The 25769-nt window shown below is 71.0% G+C and carries 19 protein-coding genes and 1 tRNA gene; 10 read left to right on the forward strand and 10 right to left on the reverse strand.

Features of this window, described 5'->3' with window-relative positions; translation table 11 throughout:
* Positions 1 to 107: 107 nt before the first annotated feature.
* The gene (locus OG899_RS13735; protein WP_229814470.1) at positions 108 to 1673 is read right to left on the reverse strand and encodes a recombinase family protein; all 1566 of its coding nucleotides are present in this window, start codon (positions 1671 to 1673) and stop codon (positions 108 to 110) included.
* Between the two features lie 50 nt (positions 1674 to 1723).
* On the opposite strand from OG899_RS13735, the gene OG899_RS13740 reads away from it, so the two are divergent.
* A complete protein-coding gene (locus tag OG899_RS13740; RefSeq protein ID WP_406311203.1) occupies positions 1724 to 1879 on the forward strand; it encodes a hypothetical protein in 156 nt (51 codons plus the stop codon).
* Positions 1880 to 2047: 168 nt separating this feature from the next.
* Here OG899_RS13740 and OG899_RS13745 read toward each other — a convergent pair whose 3' ends face one another.
* From OG899_RS13745 to OG899_RS13755, 3 genes are all read right to left on the reverse strand, one after another.
* Positions 2048 to 2881 (reverse strand): hypothetical protein, encoded by an 834-nt coding sequence (locus OG899_RS13745; RefSeq protein ID WP_406311043.1) that lies wholly within the window; start codon positions 2879 to 2881, stop codon positions 2048 to 2050.
* Positions 2882 to 3123: 242 nt separating this feature from the next.
* Entirely contained in the window at positions 3124 to 4221 is a 1098-nt protein-coding gene (locus tag OG899_RS13750) for a metallophosphoesterase (RefSeq protein WP_168131820.1), read from the reverse strand.
* A 348-nt stretch (positions 4222 to 4569) separates the two neighbouring features.
* Complete coding sequence (locus OG899_RS13755) at positions 4570 to 5682, reverse strand: LacI family DNA-binding transcriptional regulator (protein WP_125496726.1); 1113 nt, start codon at positions 5680 to 5682, stop codon at positions 4570 to 4572.
* 529 nt (positions 5683 to 6211) lie between these two features.
* Between OG899_RS13755 and hisC the strand changes: the two genes are divergently transcribed.
* The 4 genes from hisC to cydD all read left to right on the forward strand — a co-directional run bounded on the left by hisC (position 6212) and on the right by cydD (position 13889).
* Positions 6212 to 7291 (forward strand): histidinol-phosphate transaminase, encoded by a 1080-nt coding sequence (gene hisC / locus OG899_RS13760; protein WP_125496727.1) that lies wholly within the window; start codon positions 6212 to 6214, stop codon positions 7289 to 7291.
* 497 nt (positions 7292 to 7788) lie between these two features.
* Entirely contained in the window at positions 7789 to 9297 is a 1509-nt protein-coding gene (locus OG899_RS13765) for a cytochrome ubiquinol oxidase subunit I (protein WP_125496728.1), read from the forward strand.
* Between the two features lie 20 nt (positions 9298 to 9317).
* Complete coding sequence (gene cydB, locus OG899_RS13770; protein WP_406311044.1) at positions 9318 to 10322, forward strand: cytochrome d ubiquinol oxidase subunit II; 1005 nt, start codon at positions 9318 to 9320, stop codon at positions 10320 to 10322.
* Between the two features lie 57 nt (positions 10323 to 10379).
* Positions 10380 to 13889 (forward strand): thiol reductant ABC exporter subunit CydD, encoded by a 3510-nt coding sequence (gene cydD, locus OG899_RS13775; RefSeq protein ID WP_406311045.1) that lies wholly within the window; start codon positions 10380 to 10382, stop codon positions 13887 to 13889.
* 23 nt (positions 13890 to 13912) lie between these two features.
* Here cydD and OG899_RS13780 read toward each other — a convergent pair whose 3' ends face one another.
* Both OG899_RS13780 and OG899_RS13785 read right to left on the reverse strand, forming a co-directional pair.
* On the reverse strand, positions 13913 to 14836 hold the full coding sequence (locus OG899_RS13780) for a Cof-type HAD-IIB family hydrolase (RefSeq protein ID WP_185867796.1): 924 nt from the start codon (positions 14834 to 14836) through the stop codon (positions 13913 to 13915).
* A 102-nt stretch (positions 14837 to 14938) separates the two neighbouring features.
* Entirely contained in the window at positions 14939 to 15850 is a 912-nt protein-coding gene (locus OG899_RS13785) for an LLM class flavin-dependent oxidoreductase (protein ID WP_125496732.1), read from the reverse strand.
* A 563-nt stretch (positions 15851 to 16413) separates the two neighbouring features.
* On the opposite strand from OG899_RS13785, the gene OG899_RS13790 reads away from it, so the two are divergent.
* From OG899_RS13790 to OG899_RS13810, 5 genes are all read left to right on the forward strand, one after another.
* Positions 16414 to 17439 carry an ABC transporter ATP-binding protein gene (locus OG899_RS13790; protein ID WP_125496733.1) on the forward strand — a complete coding sequence of 342 codons (1026 nt, stop codon included), beginning with the start codon at positions 16414 to 16416 and terminating at the stop codon, positions 17437 to 17439.
* Positions 17429 to 18328: an ABC transporter permease gene (locus OG899_RS13795; RefSeq protein ID WP_125496734.1), complete on the forward strand. Its 900-nt coding sequence runs from the start codon at positions 17429 to 17431 to the stop codon at positions 18326 to 18328. The genes OG899_RS13790 and OG899_RS13795 overlap by 11 nt, the downstream gene beginning before the upstream one ends.
* Positions 18329 to 18380: 52 nt before the next feature.
* Entirely contained in the window at positions 18381 to 19292 is a 912-nt protein-coding gene (locus OG899_RS13800) for an ABC transporter ATP-binding protein (protein ID WP_125496735.1), read from the forward strand.
* 10 nt (positions 19293 to 19302) lie between these two features.
* Positions 19303 to 20022, forward strand: a complete 720-nt coding sequence (locus tag OG899_RS13805; RefSeq protein ID WP_189427947.1) for an ABC transporter permease subunit — start codon at positions 19303 to 19305, stop codon at positions 20020 to 20022.
* A gap of 346 nt (positions 20023 to 20368) precedes the next feature.
* Positions 20369 to 20454 (forward strand) — tRNA-Ser (locus OG899_RS13810).
* 96 nt (positions 20455 to 20550) lie between these two features.
* Here OG899_RS13810 and OG899_RS13815 read toward each other — a convergent pair.
* From OG899_RS13815 to efeB, 4 genes are all read right to left on the reverse strand, one after another.
* Positions 20551 to 21387, reverse strand: coding sequence for an HAD family hydrolase (locus OG899_RS13815; protein ID WP_168131816.1), 837 nt, complete (start codon positions 21385 to 21387; stop codon positions 20551 to 20553).
* Positions 21384 to 22661 (reverse strand): serine--tRNA ligase, encoded by a 1278-nt coding sequence (gene serS, locus OG899_RS13820; protein ID WP_125496738.1) that lies wholly within the window; start codon positions 22659 to 22661, stop codon positions 21384 to 21386. The genes OG899_RS13815 and serS overlap by 4 nt, the downstream gene beginning before the upstream one ends.
* A 785-nt stretch (positions 22662 to 23446) precedes the next feature.
* Positions 23447 to 24382 carry a prephenate dehydratase gene (gene pheA, locus OG899_RS13825; protein WP_125496739.1) on the reverse strand — a complete coding sequence of 312 codons (936 nt, stop codon included), beginning with the start codon at positions 24380 to 24382 and terminating at the stop codon, positions 23447 to 23449.
* Positions 24383 to 24470: 88 nt separating this feature from the next.
* Entirely contained in the window at positions 24471 to 25769 is a 1299-nt protein-coding gene (gene efeB, locus OG899_RS13830) for an iron uptake transporter deferrochelatase/peroxidase subunit (RefSeq protein WP_168131815.1), read from the reverse strand.

Below are 25769 nucleotides of genomic sequence, written 5' to 3' on the forward strand. Positions count from 1 at the left end.
CCGAGAGCAGGCGGCAATGCAGGCATGGATTGATCGACAGCTACGTGACTCTCCCCCACTCTCCGACGAACAACTACGGAGTGTGGGGGAGATCCTGGGACTTCAGCTCATTCGGAGGTCCGCCATACGGGCTTGAGCAGGTCCGGATCGAACGTCTTGTTGCCCTTCCCGCCAGGTACGGCGATCACTGCACTCAGTACCTTCTTGATCGCCTCCCGCTTCTGCGTGAGTGTCTTCGACCCCCACGACTTCCTGATGTCCCCCGTGGCCTCCTCGGCCTCCGCCTTCAACGCCTCGTGCGCCCTCTGGTCGGCGCGCAGTTCCTTGATCCGACGCTCGAGGATGGGGAGGTTGCGGAAGAACGTCTCGTCGTCGATGTCCGTGTCTTCGTCATCGTGCCAGCGGCGTTCAAGCTCCCTACGGCTCTTCAGAGCACGTTCCAGTGCATCAGCCTTGTCCCAGTCGGGTACTTCCTGGGCCTTGGTCGCCGCGTCCCGTTCCAGCTTGGCGATCACCAGTTCCTCGATAACGCTGTCTGTCTTGTCGCCACGCTTGTAGGTCTTGTTGCAGCCACCGTCTACTGTCTTCTTGCACATGTAGGCGTGCTCGTATTTGAGCCAGTCGTTCGCCTTGATCCCGATCATCTTGTTGTTGCAGACAGTGCCGTCCTCCAGGACGCTTCCGCAGCGCAGGATGCCGGTCAGTAGGTACTTGTGGACCAAGCCACCGCGTGGCATTCCAGTCCCGCCGCCCCGTTCCCTGATCTTGGCCGTGACGGCGAACCACTGCTTCGGAGTGATGATGGGCTCCCACTCGCCCACGATCGGCTGGTCATCGCCATCGCGGACAAGCTCCCCCTTGATCTCGCGATACCCGCAGAGCCGTGCGTTCATCAGGATCTGCTTGACGGTCTGGTACTGGAAGGGGTTCCCGCGGCTTGTGACGTATCCGGCCTCCTTCCATTGCCGCGTGATCTCTGAGATGGAAGCGCCGGCGATCACGTCGTGCACGGCCTTCCGGATTGCGTCGGCCTCGTTCTGACGCAGCGTTACCTTGTCGTCCTCCCAGCCGAAGGGGCGCCACGCTGAAACGGACTTCCCACGGATCGCCCGGCTGCGATGGCTGTTACGGCTCCTCCGCTGCTTCTTCCTGGTCTCACTGAGGGACATGGCGACTCCCACAAGTCCCTTGATCTCGAACCCTTCGGCATAGAGGTCCTGGATGCCGTTCGAGTCGTGGTAGACGCGCCCCTCATGCGAGGTGAACGCCTTCAGGTATCGCTCCCAGTCGCTTGGGCGCCGGTACAGACGGTCGTCGTTCACGGCCATAACGCCGTGGATCGGGTACCCCTCCGGTGTCACACCTGCCGCAAGGTCGACAAGTAACTGCTCGAAGTCGTCGCGAACGACGTTTTCCTTGCTGGCGCTCTTGTCGTTATCCGTGTAGCGGTAGACGATCAGCCACCCGAACCTCCTAGCGGTCTCCGTCATGTCCCGGTGCTGGTCCTCGACGCCGTGGGCGTCCTTCACCCGGCCGTCAAACGAGATCCGCGCATAGCAGACAACGCACTTCAAGTTGGGATCGGCGGCCAGCATGGCGCGTACCTCCTCGACGGACGGCAGTCCCTCCGGTGCGCCTCGCAGCTTGCTGATCACGTCTTCGCGCTTGCCCACGGCGTTCTCCCTTGGTCCATGTCTGGGCTGCTGGGGCGACCGTAGCGCATATGGTGTTTTTGATGATGCTCTGCTCGATGAAGATCTCGCAGGACATCCGCCGGGAACACGGCATGACGCAGGCCGAGATCGAGGAGGGCATGGCCCGCAAGTCGAAGGAGTTCGCGGCCGCGGGCAACCGCGTCTACCTGCCGATCGCGGACTGAGACCGGCCCTGCCCGTGCGGGGTCCGGTGGCATCGGGGGCTGCTGCCGGACCACGCCGGTACCGCGGCGCCGCCGCCTGGTGCGTGCATCGGGCGGTGCCGCCCCGGCTCGGCCACTAGGTCCTGACGGTCACTCGGCCTGGTGAGCCGGCCCGGTGAGTCGACCCGGTCACTCGGTCCGGTGCTCGGGCCCTGAGAAGTCAGGGCTGGTGTAGTCGGGGCTGGAGAAGCTCGGACGGGTGCTCGGCACACCGTCGTCCGGGCTGCTGAAGCCGGGCCGGTCGTATCCCAGGTGAGGAATGCGGCCTTGCGCGGCGTCCGGCCGTGGCCGCAGGTCCGCCGTGGCTGCAGGGTCGCTGAGCGCGTCGTGCAGAAAGGGCAGGATGCCGCGTTCGAGCAGGGCGGCGCGCCAGGCGTCCCGGGCCCGGGCCACCCGTTCCTCGGCTGCGGTGTACGGGCCCGACGACGCCGAGGGGCGGTTGCGCAGGGCGGTGATCAGCAGTCCGGCGGCGGCGACGAGGATCGCTCCGGCGGCCACCGCACCGAACACCCAGCCGGCGGTGACCAGGGTCTGACCGATGGCCGCATCCGCGTCGAGCGCCCGCAGCAGGTAGCCGATGAGCAGGAAGAACGCCGCGGCGATGACCGCGAGCACCGGAGCGAGCACGGCGACGACCGCTCCGGCGCCCGCCCCGGTCGACTCGGCGACCTCCCCGATCGTCAGGCCGAGGTCCGGGGACGCCTCGCCGGGGTCGGACGCACCGGACGGACGGCGCAGCTCCTCGCGAACGTTGACGTAGTGCTGGTATTCCGCGGCCGCGGCCGCCGTGATGAGAGCCGTGGCGTTGAGCGCCATGGCGCGCAGCTGCTCGGTGGTGAGGCGCCGGTCGGCGGCGGCCGTCTCCGGGCGGTGCGGCGCGGAGCGCAGCGCCTCATCGAGGATCCGCTCGTATTCCAGCCGGTCCTCGCTCAGCAGGTGCTGCGGAACGCTGTTCATGTGCATCCCCCGATGCTCCGTAGGGCTTGGGGCTCGCATGCCTGCGAGCCGTCGGGCAGAAACGGAGGGGAGCCTGCTACGGATAAGCCGATGGTAGAGCCGTAACGGGGCGCGGTGACAGGGGGTTTCCGCAAATTGGGTACTGAGCTGCGCGGATGCCGGCACTCGTCATATGACGGGTGAAGTCTCGGCCCCCGAAGAGGAAAGCCGAAGGAGAAAAAGGGCCCGGGCGTCGCGGGAAACAGGTGTCAGCCGTGCAGCGGAAGGCGGCGCACCAGCAGTTTCCCGGACATGGTCACCCCGCCGTCCATGGCGATGGCCAAGCCGTCGGCGTAGACGTGCGGGCCTTCCACGACCGGGCCGGTGGATTCGTCGCCGTCCTCGGAGCCGACTTCCCCGAGGAGATACGGGATCGGGCTGTGGCCGTGAACGATCCGGTTGCCGCCGTACGTATCCAGCAGCGAGCGCACGGCATCGGCGCCGCCCTCGTCGCGGAAGGCGAAACGCTTGGTGAATTTGCGGAACAGCTCCCAGACTTCGTCCACGTCGTTGCGGGTGAGCGTCTCGCGGACGGTGTCGTTGACCTCTTCGATGGAGGAGCCGTAGTCGAGATAGGCGGTGGTGTCGGAGTGCACCAGCAGATAGCCGTCGACCTCCTCGACCGCGTCGAGGCGTGCCATCCACTGCAGATGGTGGTCCTGCAGACGCTCCATGTCGGACTTCTGGCCGCCGTTGAGCAGCCAGGCCGCCTGGAAGGTGGCGGTGCCCGCGCCGGAGTTGACGGGAGTGTCCCCGAAGCGCTTGGCGCCCAGCAGCAGCAGTTCGTGGTTGCCCATCAGCGCCTTGCAGTAGCCGCCGGCCGCGGCCGCCTCGGCGGACAGCCGCATCACCAGGTCGATGACGCCCACGCCGTCCGGGCCGCGGTCGGTGAAGTCGCCGAGGAACCACAGGCGCGTCGTGCCGGCGCACCACTGGCCCGAGGAGTCGATGAGGCCCTGCTCCTGGAGCGCGGCGACCAGCTCGTCCAGGTACCCGTGCACGTCACCGACGACGTACAGGGGGCCGGGGCCGGAGGTGGGCCGGCCGGACGGGTCCAGTCCGGGCTGCAGGGTGTCCGCGCGCTGGATGACGGGCAGGTCGCGCTGGGTGGGGGTGTAGCCGTCGGGGTACGCGGCAGGGGGCGCGGGGTAGCCCGCGTCGGCCGGCGGCACGGCCTCGGCGGGGTGGTCGGCGGGGTGGGTGCTGGTGACGAACGGACCGGCCTCGTTCACATACGCGGGCACCCGGAAGTCGCGCAACGTCGCCGTCCGCTGCACCTCGGGTCCCTGACCGGCCCCCTGAGTCATCGACCCCTCCACCATTGCGCCGCATCTGCACCGCTTCGGACTGCCTGGTCGCAGCGGCCCGCGGTGTCGTGCGCCCATCATAGGAATGCCGATCGCGCCATGTGATGACCCAGGGGTGGTGAATCGCCACAGGACTCGGCTCCGCCGCGGCTTTCGCCCGGATTAGGAGCTCTTCCCCCCTCCCGTGCCCGGCCCGCCCTCAGTCTGTCGTGCGGCCCGGACCCGGTCGGGACACGGCTTCCGGACCCCGTGGAGCAGGGCACCGAGGGGTGCCGAGGGCACCCGGTGACGCCGCGGCGCGGGCGGGCGCAGGGCCCGCCGGTCCGGGCGTGCGCCGGGCGGAAGGGCCTACCGCTCCTCGGGTGCGCGCGGCGGGCTGACGGTCGTGCGGGGCGGGCGCCGCTGGGACGAGGTGCGCACGATCAGCTCGGTCGGTATGACCTGCTCGACCGGACGGTCGGAGTCGACCCCTTCGATCGCGTCGATGAGCAGCTGCACCACCGCGGTGCCGATGCGGCGGGGTTTCAGCGACAGGGTGGTGATGGGCGGCTCGGTGTTGGCATACACCGTGGATTCGCTGCAGCACACCAGCAGCAGGTCTTCGGGGACGCGCAGCCCGTAGCGGCGGGCGGCGGCGAGCAGATCCGTGCCGTTGGGGTCGAACAGGCCGTAGACGGCGTCCGGCCGGTCGGGCCGGGCCAGCAGGCGGTCCGCGGCGACGGCGCCCGCGCACGGGTCGTGGGCCGGATAGGCCTCGTACACCGGTTCCTGGCCGACGCGCTCGCACCACCGCAGGTAGGCGGTGGTCGACAGATGGGTGTAGGTGTCCGTCGTGGTGCCGGTGAGCAGCCCGATGCGCCGGGCTCCGGCTTCGGCGAGATGGTCGAGGATGCCGAGGACCGCGGCCTCGTGGTCGTTGTCGACCCAGGCGGTGACCGGCAGGGAGCCGGCCGGGCGGCCGTCGCTGACCACCGGTAAACCCTGGCGGACCAGCTCGCTGACGACGGGATCCTGGTCGGAGGGATCGATGACGACCGTGCCGTCCAGGGCGACGTTCGACCACACGTCGTGGCGGGAGGTCGCGGGGAGGATGACGAGCGCGTATCCGCGGGCGAGCGCGGCCGAGGTGGCGGCCCGGGCCATCTCGGCGAAATACGCGAACTCGGTGAAGGTGAAAGGTTCATCCCCGTAGGTCGTCACGGTCAGGCCGATCAGGCCCGACTTGCCGGTACGGAGGGTCCGGGCGGCAGCCGACGGGCGGTATCCCAGCCGGTCGGCCACCTCGCGGACATGGCGCCGGGTGGCGTCCGGGAGCCGGCCTTTGCCGTTGAGGGCATCGGAGACGGTCGTGATGGAGACTCCGGCGGCGGCGGCCACGTCCCTGATGCCCGCCCGGCCCGGCCGGCTGCCTCGGCGTGAGGTTTCCGCGCGGCTCACCTGGTGCTTCCCTGCTGCTGTCATGGCGAGCCGATAGTAGGGCTCATGCGGTGGGGTGGTGCGGCCGCATATGCACGCATTGACAGGCACGTTTCTGCATGGCCGTAAGACGTCAATGTCCTTGGAAAACAAGTCAGTTGACGGCTCATGGGCCAGGTCGTGAAGTTGTGGACGGCATGAGCCTGTCGTGCCGCGCAGGTCTCGAAGAGGTCTCAACTCACCTTGACGAGGGATGCGCGCCACGGCGCAAGCCACCGGCGCATGAAAATGTGTGCGATGCGCCCCCTCGTTCGTGCGGATTGGTGCACTGATGCCCGTGATGCCGGTGTGACCAGTGAGGCGAGGCGCCCTCCGGCCCGGTGAGAGGCCGTCGCGTCGAGCGACGCGGCCCTCCCCTGCCGGACAAGCCCGCCGAGCGACCGATCCGGCCCCCGGCCCGGAGCCGCACCGTCGAGTGATCCGGACGACGGCGTCCGCACCGTACGCAAGACCGCGCGATCCCCATAGGGTGGGCAGTAGTGGCAAGGCCGGTGTGGTCACGAGGAGGACTGCGGTGAGCGAGACGAGCCCGAAGCTGCGCGCCGAGCTGGAGGGTATCCCCACCTACAAGCCGGGCAAGCCCGCCGCGGCCGGGGGACCGGCGGCCTACAAGCTGTCCTCCAACGAGAACCCCTATCCCCCGCTGCCCGGGGTCATGGAGAAGGTGACCGCCGCCGCCTGCTCGCTGAACCGCTACCCGGACCTGGCCTGTACCGCCCTGACCCACGAGCTGGCCGAACGCTTCGACGTCCCGGTCTCCCATGTGGCGACCGGCACCGGCTCGGTCGGGGTCGCCCAGCAGCTCGTGCAGTCCACCAGCGGGCCCGGCGACGAGATCGTCTACGCCTGGCGGTCCTTCGAGGCCTACCCGATCATCTCCCAGATCAGCGGTGCGACCTCGGTGCAGGTGCCGCTGACGCCGGGGGAGGTCCACGACCTGGACGCGATGGCGGACGCCGTCACCGACCGCACCCGTCTGATCTTCGTCTGCAACCCCAACAACCCGACCGGCACGGTGGTGCGGCGGGCCGAGCTCGAACGGTTCCTGGACCGGGTCCCGGACGATGTGCTGGTCGTCCTCGACGAGGCCTACCGCGAGTTCATCCGGGACGAGGAGGTCCCCGACGGCCTGACCCTGTACCGGGAGCGCCCCAACGTCTGTGTGCTGCGCACCTTCTCCAAGGCGTACGGCCTGGCCGGCCTGCGGGTGGGGTTCGCCATCGCCCACGAGCCGGTGGCGGACGCGCTGCGCAAGACGGCCGTGCCCTTCGGCGTGAGCCGGCTGGCGCAGGAGGCGGCGATCGCCTCGCTGCGCGCCGAGGACGAGCTGCTGGGCCGCGTCGGCTCGCTGGTGTGCGAGCGCAACCGTGTGGTCGACGGGCTGCGCGCCCAGGGGTGGACGGTGCCCGAGACGCAGGCCAACTTCGTGTGGCTGCGGCTGGGGGAGCGCACGGTCGCCTTCGCGGAGGCGTGCGAGCGGGCGGGTGTGGTGGTCCGGCCGTTCCCCGGTGAGGGAGTGCGGGTGACCGTGGGCGAGGCCGAGGCGAACGACATCTTCCTCAAGGCGGCGGGCGAGTTCCGCAACGGCATGTGAGCGGCTCCTGCCTCGCCCAGGCGTCGTCCAGGGCCTGTCCGGTGCGGATGCGCCGGGCGGGCCCTTCGTCGTACCCGGGCGCGCCCTTCGTCGTGCCCGGGCGGGCCCTTCGCCGTCCCCCGGCGGCTCGGCGGGTGCCCAGGACTCGGCGCATGCGCCGCGGGACGTGGTCGCGGCACCGCGCGGACGGACGGGGCGGGCCCGCACGCGTCGATGCCGCCGTGGGCTCCTGCGACGGCGGCGGGTGCCCCGCGGGAGCGCCGTGATCCGGGGTCTCGGCCCGGGCGCGAGCGGATCAACGGTCTGTTGAGTTTTGGTCTCAGGGGTTGACGCGAGGAGCGAAGGCACCCCCCCGCCTCATGGTCCGAAAAGCGGTACGTCATAATTGCTTGTGAATGTGAACGCGTTCACAAGCTAGTCCGGTTGCTGCCTTGTTGTGCAGGACACATCGGGGCAAACCGCCGTCGTGACCACGACGACGTAAGGAGAGTGACGACGTGGACCTGGCTTTGGCGCCGGAGACACTGGCGCGCTGGCAGTTCGGCATCACGACCGTCTACCACTTCCTGTTCGTTCCCCTGACGATCTCCCTCGCCGCGCTGACGGCCGGCCTGCAGACCGCCTGGGTGCGCACCGAGAAGGAGAAGTACCTCAGAGCCACCAAGTTCTGGGGCAAGCTGTTCCTGATCAACATCGCCATGGGCGTGGTCACCGGCATCGTCCAGGAGTTCCAGTTCGGCATGAACTGGTCGGACTACTCGCGGTTCGTCGGGGACGTCTTCGGCGCGCCGCTCGCCTTCGAGGCCCTGATCGCGTTCTTCTTCGAGTCCACCTTCATCGGCCTGTGGATCTTCGGCTGGGACAAGCTGCCGAAGAAGATCCACCTCGCCTGCATCTGGATGGTCTCGCTCGGCACGATCCTGTCGGCGTACTTCATCCTGGCGGCCAACTCCTGGATGCAGCACCCCGTCGGCTACCGCATCGACAAGGCCAAGGGCCGCGCCGAGCTGACCGACTTCTGGGCCGTGCTGACCCAGAACACCGCCCTCGCCCAGGCCTTCCACACGCTCTCCGCCGCCTTCCTCACCGGTGGCGCCTTCATGGTCGGCATCGCCGCCTATCACCTGGCCCGCAAGAAGCATGTGCGGACGATGAAGACCTCGCTGCGACTCGGCCTGGTCACCGTCGTCATCGCCGGCCTGCTCACCGCGGTCAGCGGCGATGTGCTGGGCAAGGTCATGTTCAAGCAGCAGCCGATGAAGATGGCCGCTGCCGAGGCCCTGTGGGACGGGCAGAAGCCGGCGCCCTTCTCGGTCTTCGCCTACGGCGACGTGGAGAAGGGGCACAACACGGTCGCCATCGAGATACCCGGCCTGCTGTCCTTCCTGGCCGACGACAGCTTCAGCTCCTACGTCCCCGGCATCAACGACGTCAACAAGGCCGAGCAGCAGAAGTTCGGGCCCGGTGACTACCGGCCCAACATCCCCGTCACCTTCTGGGGCTTCCGCTGGATGATCGGCTTCGGCATGGCGTCCTTCGCTCTCGGCCTGGCCGGCCTGTGGCTGACCCGGAAGAAGTTCCTGCTGCCGCAGCATCTCCGGGTCGGCGAGGACGAGGTGCCGCACCTGGTGCTGTTCCGGACCAAGGCTCTGGGCCCGCAGTGGACCAGGTGGTTCTGGCGCATCGCGGTGTGGACCCTGGCCTTCCCGCTGATCGCCAACTCCTGGGGCTGGATCTTCACCGAGATGGGCCGCCAGCCGTGGGTCGTCTACGGCGTGCTGCAGACCCGGCAGGCGGTCTCCCCCGGCGTCTCCCAGGGCGAGGTCATCACCTCCATGACCGTCTTCACGGTGCTCTACGCCGTCCTCGCCGTCATCGAGGTGAAGCTGCTCGCCAAGTACGTCAAGGCCGGCCCGCCGGAGCTGACCGAGGCCGACCTCAACCCGCCCACGAAGATCGGCGGCGACGCCCGGGACGCCGACAAGCCGATGGCCTTCTCGTACTAGGCCGAGGGAGAGGCACCGTCATGGAACTGCACGACGTCTGGTTCGTCCTCATCGCCGTCCTGTGGACCGGCTACTTCTTCCTCGAAGGCTTCGACTTCGGGGTCGGCGTCCTCACCAAGCTGCTCGCCCGCGACCGGGCCGAGAAGCGCGTCCTGATCAACACCATCGGCCCGGTCTGGGACGGCAACGAGGTGTGGCTGCTCAGCGCGGGCGGTGCGACCTTCGCCGCCTTCCCCGAGTGGTACGCCACCCTCTTCTCCGGCTTCTACCTGCCGCTGCTGGTCATCCTGATCTGCCTGATCGTGCGGGGGGTCGCCTTCGAGTACCGGGCCAAGCGGCCGGAGGAGACCTGGCAGCGCAACTGGGAGCACGCCATCTTCTGGTGCTCGCTGATCCCCGCGTTCCTGTGGGGCGTGGCCTTCGGCAACATCGTGCGGGGCGTCAAGATCGACCGGAACCTGGAGTACGTCGGCGGTCTCGGTGATCTGATCAACCCCTACGCGCTGCTCGGCGGGCTGGTGACGCTGACGCTGTTCACCTTCCACGGCGCGGTGTTCACGGCGCTGAAGACCGTCGGTGACATCCGCGAGCGGGCACGCCGGCTCGCCGGGCGCGTGGGCCTGGTGACGGCCGTGCTGGCGCTGGCCTTCCTGCTGTGGACGCAGGCCCACTCGGGCAACGCCCGGAGCCTGGTCGCGCTGGTGGTGGCGGTGGCCGCCCTGGTCGCGGCGCTGGTGGCCAACCGGGCGGGACGCGAGGGCTGGTCCTTCGCCCTGTCCGGGGTGACCGTCGTGGCCGCCGTGGCGATGCTCTTCCTCTCGCTCTTCCCGAACGTCATGCCCTCCACGCTGAACGCGGACTGGAGCCTGACGGTGAGCAACGCCGCGTCCAGCCCCTACACCCTGACGATCATGGCGTGGTGCGCGGGGATCGCCACCCCGGTCGTCCTGCTCTACCAGGGCTGGACGTACTGGGTGTTCCGCAAGCGGATCGGCACCCAGCACATCGCCGACGCCGCGCACTGAGCCCGACCGGGGTGCACCCCTGGGGCGCACCCCGCTGGACCGAAGGGCGAGTTTCACGTGAAACCGATCGATCCGCGTCTGCTGCGCTACGCCCGGGCCACCCGGTTCTTCCTGGTCGCCGTGGTGGTCCTGGGCGGCCTCGGAGCCGGCCTCGTCATCGCCCAGGCCATGCTCGTCGCCGAGACGGTCGTCGGTGCCTTCCAGCACCGGATGACGGCCGGTGAGTTGCGCACCCCCCTGGTGCTGCTGGTGCTGGTCGCCTGCGGCCGGGCGGTGGTGTCCTGGCTCACCGGACTCGCCGCGCACCGGGCGAGCGCCGCGGTCAAGTCCGAACTGCGCGGACGGCTGCTGGACCGGGCGACGGCGCTGGGCCCCGGATGGCTCGCCGGGCAGCACACCGGTTCCCTGGTCACGCTGGCCACGCGGGGAGTCGACGCCCTGGACGACTACTTCTCGCGCTATCTGCCGCAGGTGGGGCTCGCGGTGGTCGTCCCCGTGGCGGTGCTGGCGCGGATCGTCACCGAGGACTGGGTCGCGGCGGCCCTGATCGCCGGAACCCTGCCGCTGATCCCTGTCTTCATGGTGCTGATCGGCTGGGCCACCCAGTCCCGCATGGACCGGCAGTGGCGGCTGCTGTCCCGGCTCTCCGGGCACTTCCTGGACGTGGTCGCGGGCCTGCCGACCCTGAAGGTGTTCGGCCGGGCGAAGGCACAGGCGGAGTCGATCCGCCGCATCACCGGCGCCTACCGGCAGGCGACCCTGCGCACCCTGCGGATCGCCTTCCTGTCCTCCTTCGCGCTGGAGCTGCTCGCCACCCTGTCGGTGGCGCTGGTGGCCGTGACCATCGGCATGCGCCTGGTCGGCGGGGACCTGGACCTGTACACCGGCCTGGTGGTGCTGGTGCTCGCTCCCGAGGCCTATCTGCCGCTGCGGCAGGTGGGCGCCCAGTACCACGCGGCGGCCGAGGGACTGGCGGCCGCCGAGGAGATCTTCGCCGTGCTGGAGACCCCGCTCCCCGCGTCCGGCACCGGCCACGTCCCCGGCGGGTCCATCGCCGTGGAGAACGTCGGTGTGCGCTACCCCGGGCGGTCGGAGGACGCCGTCTCGGGGGTCTCGTTCACCGTGGAACCGGGAGAGACGGTCGCGCTCGTCGGGCCGAGCGGGGCGGGCAAGTCGACCCTGCTGCACGTCCTGCTCGGATTCGTCCGGCCCACCGCGGGCCGGGTGCGCATCGGCGGCGCCGATCTCACCTGCGTCGACCTCGAGGAGTGGCGCTCACGCATCGCCTGGGTCCCGCAGCGGCCGCACCTGTACGCCGGGACCGTCGCGGAGAACGTACGGCTCGCCCGGCCCGACGCGGACGACGCCGCCGTCCGCGCCGCCCTGGCCGATGCGGGCGCCCTGGACTTCGTGGACGCGCTGCCGGACGGGCTGGACACGGTGCTCGGCGAGGACGGCACCGGACTGTCCGCGGGGCAGCGGCAGCGGCTGGCGCTGGCCCGCGCCTTTCTCGCCGACCGGCCGGTGGTGCTGCTGGACGAGCCGACCGCCGCGCTGGACGGGGAGACCGAGGCGCAGATCGTGCAGGCCGTCCGGCGGCTGGCCGTGGGCAGGACGGTCCTGCTCGTCGTCCACCGGCCCGCCCTGCTGCAGATCGCGGACCGGGTGGTCCGCCTCGACGCCCCGGCCGCAGGGAAACCGCCGCGCCGCACCCCGCTCGCGCCGGGCGACGGCCGGGCACCGCGCCCCGCCACCGGCAGCGCGCCCCTGCGCGGCACCGGCGCCGAGGCCGGTACCGCGTCGGCCTCGGCCGGGCAGGACACGCTGGCCCGTGTCCGCGCGATGTCCGGTCCCCGCCGGGGCCGTCTCGCCCTCGCCCTGCTGCTCGGCAGCCTCGCCCTGGCGAGCGCCGTCGGACTCATGGCCACCTCCGGATGGCTCATCTCCCGGGCCTCGCAGCAGCCGCCGGTGCTCTACCTCATGGTGGCCGTCACGGCGACGCGGGCCTTCGGCATCGGACGCGCCGTGTTCCGGTACGCCGAACGCCTCGTCTCGCACGATGCGGTGCTGCGGATGCTGGCGGACACCCGGGTCGCGGTCTACCGGCGGCTGGAACGGCTGGCCCCCGCCGGGCTGCGCCCGCTGCGCCGCGGCGACCTGCTCACCCGGCTCGTCGCCGATGTGGACGCGCTGCAGGACTACTGGCTGCGTTGGCTGCTGCCGGCCGGAGCGGCCCTGACCGTCTCCGCGCTCTCCGTCGCCTTCACCGGCTGGCTGCTGCCCGAGGCCGGGGTGGTCCTCGCCGCCGGGCTGCTCCTGGCCGGGGCCGGTGTCCCCGTGCTCACCGGTGCGGTGGCGCGGCGCGCCGAGCGGCGGCTCGCACCGGCCCGCGGTGCGCTCGCCACCCGGGTCACCGACCTGCTCACCGGGACGGCGGAGGCGACCGTGGCCGGCGCGCTGCCGGCTCGTGCCGCCGAGGCCCGCCGGGCCGACGGGACGCTGACCCGGATCGCCTCGCGCACGGCCACCGCCACCGCACTGGGCGACGGGCTCACCGCCCTGCTCGCCGGGCTGACCGTCACCGCGGCGGCCCTCGTCGGCGCCCGGGCGGTGGCCGACGGACGGCTGGACGGTGTCGCGATGGCGGTCGTGGTCCTCACCCCGCTGGCCGCCTTCGAAGCGGTCCTCGGCATGCCCCTGGCGGTGCAGTACCGGCAGCGGGTGCGCCGGAGCGCCGAGCGGATCCACGAGGTCCTGGACGCGCCCGAGCCCGTCCGGGAGCCCGAGCGGCCCGGGCCGGCGCCCAGGTCGCCGTTCCCGCTCGCGCTCACGTCCCTGACCGCTCGGCACGCCGGGCAGGACCGGGATGCGCTCGCGGACGTGCACCTGACCCTGGAGCAGGGCCGCCGGGTGGCCGTGGTGGGGCCGTCCGGATCCGGCAAGACGACGCTCGCGCAGGTGCTGCTGCGGTTCCTCGACCCACGGGCGGGCGGCTACACGCTCGGCGGGGTGGACGCCCGCACCCTGGACGGCGACGACGTCCGCCGCCTGGTCGGGCTGTGCGCCCAGGACGCGCATCTCTTCGACAGCTCGGTGCGGGAGAACCTGCTGCTGGCCAAGAAGGACGCCACCGAGGCCGAGCTGCGCCACGCGCTGGCACGGGCCCGGCTGCTCGAGTGGGCCGACTCCCTGCCCGACGGACTGGACACCCTGGTCGGCGAGCACGGCGCCCGTCTCTCCGGCGGCCAGCGGCAGCGGCTGGCCCTGGCCCGGGCCCTGCTCGCGGACTTCCCGGTGCTGGTGCTCGACGAGCCCGCCGAGCATCTGGACCTGCCGACCGCCGACGCCCTGACCGCCGATCTGCTGGCCGCCACCGAGGGCCGGACGACCCTGCTCATCACGCACCGCCTGGCCGGCCTGGAGGCGGTGGACGAGGTGATCGTGCTCCAGGAGGGCCGGGTGGTGCAGCGAGGAAGCTATGCGGAGCTGGCCGCCGTGCCGGGCCCGCTGCGGCGGATGATCGAGCGGGAGGCCGAGGCCGAGCCGCTGGCGGCCACCCGCCCGTGAGGGGGGAAGCCCCGGCCCGCCGGCTACCGCAGCCGGCTCAGGAACTGTTCGATGACGACGGCGACCCCGTCGTCGTTGTTGGCGAGGGTGCGGCCGGTGGCCGCGGCGACGGCGTCCGGGTGGGCGTTGCCCATGGCGTACGACCGGCCGGCCCAGGTGAGCATCTCCACGTCGTTCGGCATGTCGCCGAAGGCGACGACCTCGTCGTGGGAGATGCCGCGCTCCGCGCAGCACAGGGCGAGCGTGCTGGCCTTGGACACGCCCGGCCCGCTGATCTCCAGCAGGGCGCTGGGGCTGGACCGGGTGACGGTCGCGCGGTCCCCGACGGTGAGGCGGGCCAGGGTGAGGAAGGCGTCGGGGTCCAGCGTCGGGTGGTACGCGAGCATCTTCAGCAGAGGCTGCTCGGCGGTGGGGCCGTCCTGCCGGAGCAGCTCCTCGGCGGGGACGGTCGTGTCCGGCAGCTCCCGGTGCAGGTCCGGGTAGTCCGGCTCCTGGTGGAACCCGAAGGTCTGCTCGAACGCGTAGACCGTCCCGGGGGCCGCTCGGCGGAGCAGACGGACGGTGTCCAGCGCGTTCTCGCGGGCCAGCTCCCGTACCTTCACGAACCGGTGCGCCCCGGCCCCGTCATGGAGGTCGACCACGGCGGCGCCGTTGCCGCAGATGGCGAGCCCGTGGCCGTGCACATGGTCGCTGACGACGTCCATCCATCGGGCGGGCCGGCCGGTGACGAAGAACACCTCGATGCCCGCCTCCTCGGCGGCGGCGAGCGCGGCCACCGTGCGGGGCGAGACGGTCTTGTCGTCGCGCAGCAGGGTTCCGTCGAGATCGGTGGCGATCAGCCGGGGTACGGAGGGTATGCCGCCCTCCTCGGACGAGGCCGAGCGCGGGGTGGCGGCCGGGGACTCGGGTCGGCGTGTCGCAGAGGTCACCGCGACATTGTCCCGCATGGGCCGGCACGGCCGTGCGTGGATGCGCACATCTGAGCCGTTGCCTCGGTCATGTCGGCGCCGCGGGCCGCGTGAGGCTCCTGTAGGCGGAGCCCCCGCACGTCACGCCAGCTGTGCCGGGGCCTCCAGGGCGATCTGCTCGAAGATCTTCTGGTCCGCGGCGAAGTCCGAGTCCGGGATCGGCCAGTGCACCACAATCTCGGTGAAGCCCAGCTCCTGGTGGCGGCCCGCGAAGTCGACGAACGCGTCCAGCGACTCCAGGGGGCGCCCGCGGTCCGGGGTGAAGCCGGTGAGCAGGATCTTGTCGAGCTCGCGCGCGTCCCGGCCGGTCGCGGCGCAGGCCTCGGTGAGCTTCTCGATCTGCCCGCGCAGGGCCTGGACGGACTGCTCCGGTGTACCGGTCTCGTACAGCTTCGGGTCACCCGTGGTCACCCAGGCCTGTCCATGGCGTGCGGCGAGCCGCAGACCGCGCGGACCGGTCGCGGCCACCGCGAACGGAAGCCGCGGCCGCTGCACACAGCCGGGGATGTTCCGTGCCTCGTGCGCCGAGTAGAAGGTGCCCTCGTAGGTGACCCCCTCCGGGCCGTCCTCGGTCAGCAGCCGGTCGAGCAGGGAGACGAACTCGGCGAAGTGATCGGCGCGCTCTCGCGGCGTCCACGGGGTCTGTCCCAGCACGGTGGCGTCGAAGCCGGTGCCGCCCGCACCGATGCCGAGGGTGATGCGACCGCCCGAGATGTCGTCGAGGGAGATCAGCTCCTTGGCGAGGGTGACCGGGTGCCGGAAGTTGGGCGAGGTCACCAGCGTGCCCAGCCGGATCCGCTCGGTCACCGCGGCGGCGGCCGTCAGGGTGGGCACCGCACCGAACCACGGGCCGTCCCGGAAACTGCGCCAGGAGAGATGGTCGTAGGTGTAGGCCGTGTGGAAACCCAGCTCCTCGGCGCGCATCCAGGCGGAACGGCTGCCCTCGTGCCAGCGACGGTAGGGGAGGATCACGGTGCTCAGGCGGAGAGTCATGGGCGTGAGCCTACGGTGGCTTCACGTTTCACGTGAAACGCCCATCACGGGCGCCCGGCGCACCGCACCGGCCGCACGTCCGGCCGCACGTCAGGCCTCACACCCGGCCGGACGCACGCCGCCTGCCGCCGGAGGTCCGAGACGAACATCACGCGGATTTCCCCGGCGCGCAGGTTTGATCCACAGCGGAACGCGTTATCCACAGCGGTTCGACGGCCTCTCTGTGGACAACTGGCCGTTGTCCACACGGAGTTCGGAGGTGCGGACGTTCACGCCGCCGGGGCTCCACGTGCCGCGCACCGCCGCGCCGGCCAGGACACGGCACCCTCGGCGGACACGGGTCACACCCCGCGCCGTCGTCCGGCGCCGCACCTCGCCGCAGAACTCCGCGCGGCAGGAGCGCGGCAGGAGCACAGCAGGGCGAAGCAGGAGCGGAGCAGGAGCGCAGCGGCAGAATCGCCCGTGCCCACGCGTCCCCTAGGGTCCCCGTAATACTCGAGACGGACACGGAAACAGCCTTGCGGGCTGACGACCGGCGTGGTCCGCGTCCCTACTGTCGACATGTGACTGTCATCGCGACCGAAAGCCTGAGCAAGCGGTACCCCCGGGTGACCGCGCTCGACCGGCTGTCCGTGGACATCGGACCCGGTGTGACCGGGCTCGTGGGTGCCAACGGCGCCGGCAAGTCCACCCTCATCAAGATCCTGCTGGGCCTGTCCCCCGCCACGGAGGGCCGCGCCGAGGTGCTCGGACACGACGTCGCCACCGAGGGTGCCGCGATCCGCGAGCGCGTCGGCTACATGCCGGAGCACGACTGCCTGCCACCGGACGTCTCGGCGACGGAGTTCGTCGTCCACATGGCGCGCATGTCCGGGCTGCCGCCCGCCGCGGCACGCGAGCGCACCGCGGACACCCTGCGCCACGTCGGCCTGTACGAGGAGCGCTACCGCCCCATCGGCGGCTACTCCACCGGCATGAAACAGCGCGTCAAGCTCGCCCAGGCCCTGGTGCACGACCCGCAGTTGGTCTTCCTCGACGAGCCGACCAACGGCCTCGACCCGGTCGGCCGGGACGAGATGCTCGGCCTGATCCGCCGCGTGCACCGCGACTTCGGCATCTCCGTGCTGGTCACCTCGCATCTGCTCGGCGAACTGGAGCGCACCTGCGACCACGTGGTCGTCATCGACGGCGGCAGACTGCTGCGGTCCAGCTCCACCACCGACTTCACCCGGACCACGACCACCCTCGCGATCGAAGTCACCGACAGCGACGAACACCCCGACGGCACCCGTGCGGTGCGCGAGGCGCTCCGGGCGCGCGGGGTGGCCACCGAGGACGGCACCGGCCTGCCGGGCGCCGGCCATGTCCTGCTCCTGACCGCCGAGGGCGAGGAGACCTACGACCTGGTGCGTGACGTGATCGCGGACCTCGGGCTCGGCCTGGTGCGCATGGAGCAGCGCCGCCACCGCATCTCCGAGGTCTTCCGCACCGGCGACCGGGACCACGGGGACCACGGCGGTCATCACGGCGACGATCACGACGGCGAGCACGGCGGACAGCAGAAGGAGGCGGTCGGCCATGGCGGTTGAGCAGCCCCCGGCGGGTGAGCAGACCCGCATCCACAACATCGGCTACCGATCCTACGACGGCCCCCGGCTGGGCCGCGCCTACGCCCGCCGCTCGCTGTACTCGCAGTCCCTGCGCGGTGCCTACGGCCTCGGGCGCTCGGCGAAGTCCAAGGTGCTGCCGATGCTGCTGTTCGTGGTGATGTGCCTGCCCGCGGCCATCATGGTCGCCGTCACGGTCGCCACCAAGGCGAAGGATCTGCCCGTCGACTACACGCGCTACGCGATCATCATGCAGGCCGTCATCAGCCTGTACATCGCCTCGCAGGCACCGCAGGCCGTCTCGCGCGACCTGCGGTTCAGGACGGTGCCGCTGTACTTCTCCCGGCCCATCGAGACCGCCGACTACGTCCGGGCCAAGTACGCGGCCCTCTCCTCGGCCCTGTTCATCCTGACCGCCGCACCGCTGCTCGTGCTCTACATCGGCGCGCTGCTGGCCAAGCTGGACTTCGCCGACCAGACCAAGGGATTCGCCGAAGGACTCGTCTCCGTGGCTCTGCTCTCACTGCTCTTCGCCGGCATCGGACTGGTCATCGCCGCCGTCACCCCGCGCCGTGGCTTCGGCATCGCCGCCGTGATCGCCGTGCTCGTCATCTCCTACGGCGCGGTCTCCACCCTCCAGGCCATCGCGGACGCCCAGGGCACCACGGGCGCCATCCCCTGGATCGGCCTGTTCTCCCCGGTCACCCTGATCGACGGGGTGCAGAGCGCCTTCCTCGGCGCGACCTCCGCGGCGCCCGGAGGGGTCGCTCCCGGTACGGCGGCGGGCATCGTCCACGTCCTGGTCGTCGTCGGTCTGGTCGCCGCGGCCTACGGACTGCTGCTGCGCCGCTACCGCAGGGTCGGACTGTGACCCCGCCCGCCGTGTCGCCCGCCACCACCCGTCGAAGGAATGGGCCGCGCCCATGAGCACTCTCACCCTCGACCACGTCTCCCGCTGGTTCGGCAACGTGGTCGCCGTCAACGACATCACCATGACCATCGGACCCGGCGTCACCGGCCTGCTCGGGCCCAACGGCGCCGGTAAGTCCACGCTGATCAACATGATGGGCGGCTTCCTCGCCCCCTCCACGGGCACCGTCACCCTCGACGGGCAGCCGGTGTGGCGCAACGAGCAGATCTACCGTCACATCGGCGTCGTGCCCGAACGCGAGGCGATGTACGACTTCCTCACCGGCCGTGAATTCGTCCTTGCCAACGCCGAACTGCACGGCCTGGGCGCCAAGGAGGCCCAGCGGGCGCTGGCCACGGTGGAGATGGAACACGCCCAGGACCGCAAGATCTCCACCTACTCCAAAGGCATGCGCCAGCGCGTGAAGATGGCGAGCGCCCTGGTGCACGATCCGTCGCTGCTTCTGCTGGACGAGCCGTTCAACGGCATGGACCCGCGCCAGCGCATGCAGTTGATGGATCTGCTGCGCCGCATGGGCGACGAGGGCCGCACGGTGCTGTTCTCCTCCCACATCCTGGAGGAGGTCGAACAGCTCGCCTGGCACATCGAGGTCGTCGTCGCCGGACGGCACGCGGCCAGCGGCGACTTCCGCAGGATCCGCCGCCTGATGACCGACCGTCCGCACCGCTACCTGGTCCGCTCCAGCGACGACCGGGCGCTGGCGGCCGCTCTGATCGCCGACCCGTCGACGTCCGGCATCGAGGTCGACCATGCCGAGGGCGGGCTGCGCATCCAGGCCGTCGACTTCGGCCGCTTCACGGCGCTGCTGCCGAAGGTGGCCCGGGACCTCGGCATCCGGCTGCACACGGTCTCGCCGTCCGACGAGTCCCTCGAGTCCGTCTTCTCCTATCTGGTCGCGGCGTAGGAGGCCGATCATGTACGACCCCACAGTCGCGCGGCTCACCTACCGGGCGCTGCTCGGCCGTCGCCGTGCCCTGATCCTCGGCGCGCTGCCGCTGCTGCTGATCGTCATCGCGGTGGCCGTCCGTGCCCTGTCCGGCGCCGACGACCAGACGGCGGTGAACGTCCTGGGCGGGTTCGCGCTCGCCACCATGGTGCCGATCATCGGGGTGATCGCCGGCACCGGCGCCATCGGGCCCGAGATCGACGACGGCTCGGTGGTGTACCTGCTGTCCAAACCGCTGAAGCGGCCGGTGATCGTCTTCACCAAGCTGATCGTGGCGATCGCCGTCACCATGGTGTTCTCCGCGGTGCCCACGCTGGTGGCCGGGCTGATCCTCAACGGCAACGGGCAGCAGATCGCCGTGGCCTACACGGTGGCGGCGCTGGTCGCCTCCATCGCCTACGCCGCGCTGTTCCTGCTGCTGGGCACGGTCTCCCGGCACGCGGTGGTCTTCGGACTGGTCTACGCGCTGGTCTGGGAGGCGCTGTTCGGTTCCCTGGTGCCCGGGGCGCGGACGCTGAGCGTCCAGCAGTGGTCCCTGGCCGTGGCCCACCGGGTGGTCGGCGGCGACCTGGTCACCTCCGACGTCGGGCTGCCGACGGCGACGGTGCTGCTGGTGGTGGTGACGGTCCTCGCCACCTGGTACGCCGGACGGAAGCTGCGGGCCCTCACACTCGCCGGCGAGGAGTGAGACGTGCCGCCGGCACGGCCTGCGGACGGGCACTGTGCGCAGGTGCGCCGAGGGCGTCCGGTGCGGGCACGGATGCGGTGATGGCGGTCGGTACGCGAAAAACGGGTGGCATCGGCCCGGTGTGACCGGCACAGTGGTGATGTCCGCAGCGCCGGCCGTCACCGGCGCCACGGTCCGGGAGAGGAGCGAGGGCGATGCCCGCGCACGGCAGTACGCCGCGCTCCCGACAGGGCAGCCCGCGGCGGGTTCCGGAGTCACGACCGCTCCGTCGAGCCCGCCGCCCTGGGGAGCTGCCCGGGGCGGCCGCTTCGAGCACGCGACCGACGGTCGCGTGGGCCGCCCACCCGGAGGATCGGCCGAGTGGTAAGGCACCGGCTTGCTGAGCCGTGGTCGGGGTTCGCCCCCGCGCACGTTCGATCCGTGCATCCTCCGCGCACACGGCGCCCCGAGCTGAACGTCGCGATCCGCTCGGGGCGCCGGTCGTCGTCGCGGGTCCGTGCGGCCGGCGGTCCGCCGGCCGCCGTGCCGTCAGCCGAGCAGCCGTTCCAACACGACCGCGATGCCGTCCTCGTCGTTGGAGGACGTCACCTCGTCCGCGACCGCCTTCAGCTCCTCGTGGGCGTTGGCCATGGCCACGCCGTGCCCGGCCCAGGAGAACATCGGTATGTCGTTGGGCATGTCGCCGAAGGCCAGGGTGCCGGCCGCCTTCACCCCGAGCCGACGGGCCGCCAGGGACAGGCCGGTGGCCTTGGACAGGCCGAGCGGCAGCAGTTCGACGACGCCCTGGCCGGCCATGGTGACGGACACGAAGCCGCCCGCCACCTGCTCGGCCACTCGGGCGAGTTCGTCGTCCGACAGCGTCGGATGCTGGATGTAGATCTTGTTCAGCGGCGCGGCCCACAGATCGGAGGCGTCGGTGAACGGGGTGGCCGGGAGGGCGCCGACCAGGGCGTACCCGGGGCCGACGAGCACGTCGCCGTCGAGGCCGTCCCGGCTCGCGGCCAGATACAGCGGACCGGTCTCCGCCTCGATCTTGGCCAGGGCCAGGCCGGCCAGGCGCCGGTCCAGGGTGACGGAGGTCAGCAGCCGGTGCGCCGCGGCGTCGTAGACCTGGGCGCCCTGGCCGCACACCGCGAGCCCCCGGTAGCCCAGGTCGTCCAGGACGTGCCGGGTCCAGGGCACCGCCCGGCCGGTGACCACGATGTGCGCGGCACCCGCCGCGCTCACCGCGGCGAGCGCGTCACGGGTGCGTGCGGAGACCGAGTCGTCGGAGCGCAGCAGCGTTCCGTCGAGGTCGGTGGCGATCAGCTGGTACGGGAAGCCGCCGGAGCGTTCTCCGGCGGCCGTTTCGGCGGTGGTGGTCACGAAGCGACGGGCTCCAGGACCTCCCGGCCGCCGAGGTAGGGACGCAGGACCTCGGGCACCCGCACGGAACCGTCGGCCTGCTGGTGGTTCTCCAGGATCGCGACGATGGTGCGCGGAACGGCGCACAGGGTGCCGTTGAGCGTGGCCAGCGGACGGACCTGCTTGCCTTCGCGGACGCGGATCTGCAGCCGGCGCGACTGGAACTCGGTGCAGTCCGAGGTGCTGGTCAGCTCGCGGTACCGGCCCTGGGTCGGGATCCACGCCTCGCAGTCGTACTTCCGCGCGGCCGAGGCGCCGAGGTCACCCGAGGCCACGTCGATGACGCGGAACGGCAGCTCCAGCGAGGTCAGCCACTGCTTCTCCCACTCCAGCAGCCGACGGTGCTCCTCCTGCGACTCCTCGGGGGTGACGAAGGAGAACATCTCGACCTTGTCGAACTGGTGGACACGGAAGATGCCGCGGGTGTCCTTGCCGTGGGAGCCGGCCTCACGGCGGAAGCACGGCGAGAAGCCGGCGTAGCGCAGCGGCAGCCGGTCGGCGTCGATGATCTCGTCCATGTGGTACGCCGCGAGCGGCACCTCGGAGGTGCCGACCAGGTACAGGTCGTCCTTGTCGAGGTGGTAGACGTCCTGGGCGGCCTGGCCGAGGAAGCCGGTGCCGGCCATCGACTGCGGGCGGACCAGCGCCGGGGTGAGCATGGGGGTGAAGCCGGCCGCCGTGGCCTGCGCCAGTGCCGCGTTCACCAGCGCCAGCTCCAGCAGGGCGCCGATGCCGGTGAGGAAGTAGAAGCGCGAGCCGGAGACCTTCGCGCCCCGCTCGACGTCGATGGCGCCGAGGATCCGGCCCAGCTCCACGTGGTCCTTGGGCTCGAAGCCCTCGGCGGCGAAGTCGCGGATGGTGCCGTGGGTCTCCAGCGTGACGAAGTCCTCCTCACCGCCGACGGGCACGTCGGGGTGGACGAGGTTGCCGAGCTTGAGCAGCAGCTCCTGCGTGGTGGCATCGGCGGCATCACGGTCGGCCTCGGCCGCCTTGACGTCGGCCTTGAGCTGCTCGGCCCGCTTGAGCAGCTCGGCCTTCTCCTCGGGCGAGGCCTTGGGGATGCGCTTGCCGAGCTGCTTCTGCTCGGCGCGCAGCTCGTCGAAGCGGACGCCGGACGACCTGCGCCGCTCGTCGGCAGACAGGAGGGCGTCGACGAGCGCGACGTCCTCTCCACGGGCACGCTGCGAGGCGCGCACACGGTCGGGATCCTCACGGAGCAGGCGAAGGTCAATCACGCGTCCAGGCTACCGGTGCGGCGTTCTCGCTCACGACCTGGTTACCGGAACTGTGCACGACATACCGTTATGGATGAATTGCGGTGCGTATCGCGGCTCGCGCGCCGTACGGCGTCCCGCGGTGGATCGAGCCGCCGGATCGGCTTGTGTGCAGCGGTACTTGAGACGGGGTTGTCCACAGTCGAGCGGGGCTGCGCTCACAGTTATCCACAGGCTGTGCGAAAGATCTGTGGACACTGGAATTGATCGCTCCGGAAGTCGTGGCCCGAGAAGCCGGAGCGAAAGCGTCCCGTTTCAAACCCGTCCGACATCCTCTTTCGAAGGAAAGAGGTCGCCCCAAAAGATGAACCAAAGGAAACGAATGGACGAAGGGTGACCTCTCGGTGACTGGTTCCCACCCTGGGGCATGAACGGGATATGTCGGCGGAATCGACCGTTGCCACCCTTCGATGTCGACTTGTCCTCAGGTCGAGAAGGGGACCTGTGGATAACTTCTGTGGATAACCCGTCCGGGCGCATCCGGGCTGAGGATTCCGTTCCGACAGGCGGCGCGCCTCCGCCCGCATCGTCACGCCGGGCCCTCGGCCGTACGGGCCACGCCGGGCCCCGAGACGTACGGCGCGCTGCGCCCCTGCGCGTCGCTCGGCGACGGGGACGGGCCGGCGGCCAGTAGCACCCCGGCCGCGGACGGCACCGCGCCGCCTCCTCGACCCGGCGGCGTGTCACGCGATCGGATCCGGGGGGACGGGGCCCGGCCGCGCTTCGGGGTCCGTCGTTCCGAAACCCTAGAAACGGCCGTCCTGGCAGCGCGCCACCCAGTCCGCCGCCTCCATGAACTCCGCGTCCGAGGTTCCGGGATACGGTTTTCGCGCGTCCGCGACCTCGATGTCCGCACGCGGATAGGAGCCCAGAAATCGCACCTGCAGGCAGATCCGCTTCAACCCCATCAGAGCCTCGGCCATCCGGCGGTCGGAGATGTGGCCCTCGGCGTCGATGCAGAAGCAGTAGTTGCCGATTCCGGCACCCGTCGGGCGGGACTGCAGCAGCATGAGGTTGATGCCGCGGCTGGCGAACTCCCCCAGCAGATCGCGCAGCGCGCCCGGGTGGTCGTCCCGCTGCCACAGCACCACGGAGGTCTTGTCCGCGCCGGTCGCGGCCGCGGGCCGGGCGGGCCGGCCGACCAGGACGAACCGGGTCTGCGCGGTCTCGGGATAGTCGTGGATCCCCGTCTCCAGGGCCACCAGCCCGTACCGCTCGGCCGCGAACTCGCCGGCGAACGCGGCGTCGTAACGGCCCTCCTGGACCAGGCGGGCCCCGTCCGCGTTCGAGGCGGCGGACTCCCAGACCGCGTCCGGCAGATGCGCCTTGAGCCAGTTGCGCACCTGCGACTGCGCGGCCGGGTGGGCGGTGACCGTCTTGATGTCCGACAGGCTCGTGCCGGGTCGGACCAGCAGCGCGAAGGTGATCGACAGCAGCACCTCGCGGTAGATCATCAGCGGCTGTCCGGCGACGAGTTCGTCGAGTGTGGTGGTGATACCGCCCTCGACGGAATTCTCGATGGGCACGAACGCGGCCTCGGTCTCCCCGGTGCGCACGGAGTCCAGCGCGGACTGCACGGACACATAGGGCACCAACTCGCGCGTGGCGGCTTCCGGAAGCGTGCGCAGCGCGACTTCGGTGAAGGTTCCCTCGGGGCCGAGATACGCATAGCTCGCTGGCATGACCTCACCCTAATGGCCTCGGCGCGACCTGGCGCATCCGTCTCACGGCCGCCCCTCCGTCGGGTGAAGGCGCATGCCGCAGCGCGCCTCACGCCTCCAGCAGCCGCTGCCCCACGTACTCGCCCTTCGCCGCCCCGCCCGGCACCGCGAACAGTCCGCTGGCCTCGTGCCGGATGTACGGCGACAGGGCGTCCCCGCGGTCCAGCTTGCGCTGCACGGGCACGAAGCCGCGCAGCGGGTCCGCCTGCCAGCAGATGAACAGCAGGCCCGCGTCCGGGGTGCCGTCGGGGTCGTAGCCGTCGTGGTAGGAGAAGGACCGCCGGAGCATGGCGGCTCCGCCGTTCTGATCGGGCCGCGTGATCCGGGCGTGCGCATTGACCGGGATCACGTACTCGCCGTCGCGGTCCGTCTTCTCCAGGTCCATCTCGGTCGTCTCGGTGCCCCCGGTGAGCGGGGCCCCGTCGGACTTCCGGCGGCCGATGACGTTCTCCTGCTGGGCCAGGGAGAGCTTCTCCCAGTCGTCCAGCAGCATCCGGATGCGGCGCACGACCGCGTAGGAGCCGTTCGCCATCCAGGACGGTGTGCCGTCGGCGGGCACGAAGATCCGCCGGTCGAAATCGGGGTCGGTGGGCCGGGGATTGCCCGTGCCGTCGACCTGACCCATGAGATTGCGCGCGGTCATGGGGTGCGCGGTGGCCCCCGGGGACCGGTTGAAGCCGTTCATCTGCCAGCGCACCCGGGCGGCGCTGCCCGCGTCCTTCTGGATCGCGCGCAGGGCGTGGAAGGCCACCAGGGCGTCGTCGGCGCCGATCTGCACCCACAGATCACCGTTGCTGCGGGCGGTGTCGAGGCGGTCGGAGGAGAAGGCGGGCAGCGGGTCCAGGGCGGCCGGACGCTGCTTCTGCAGGCCGGTGCGGTCGAAGAAGCTGTGGCCGAACCCGAAGGTGATCGTCAGCGAGGACGGGCCGGCGTCCCGGGCGACGTCGGTGTCGCCGTGGGCGGCGGGTTCGCCCGCCATCAGCCGCTCGGCCGTCGTCGACCAGCGCCGCAGCAGGGCGGCCGCCTCGGTGCGGCCCGCCCCGGGGGCCAGGTCGAAGGCGATGAGGTGGCCGCGGGCCTGCAGGGGTTCGGTGATGCCGGGCTGATGTTTCCCGTGAAACGTCGCCCGCCGCGCGCCGAGCGAGGTGAGCGGGGTGACGTCGTCGGGGGCGGCCGCGGCGTAGCCGGCGGCGGCGCCCGCCGCGCCGAGCACCAGGCCGGTGGCACCGGCCGTGCCGAGCAGCCTGCGCCGGGACACCCCGGTACGGGCCGAGCCGTTGTCGGCGCCGGCCTGGCGGGGCACACGGGGACGTTCGGTCGCGGGAAGGGACTGGTTCTGGTCGGGCAT

Source organism: Streptomyces thermoviolaceus, assembly GCF_045209695.1.
Taxonomy (GTDB): Bacteria; Actinomycetota; Actinomycetes; order Streptomycetales; family Streptomycetaceae; genus Streptomyces; species Streptomyces thermoviolaceus.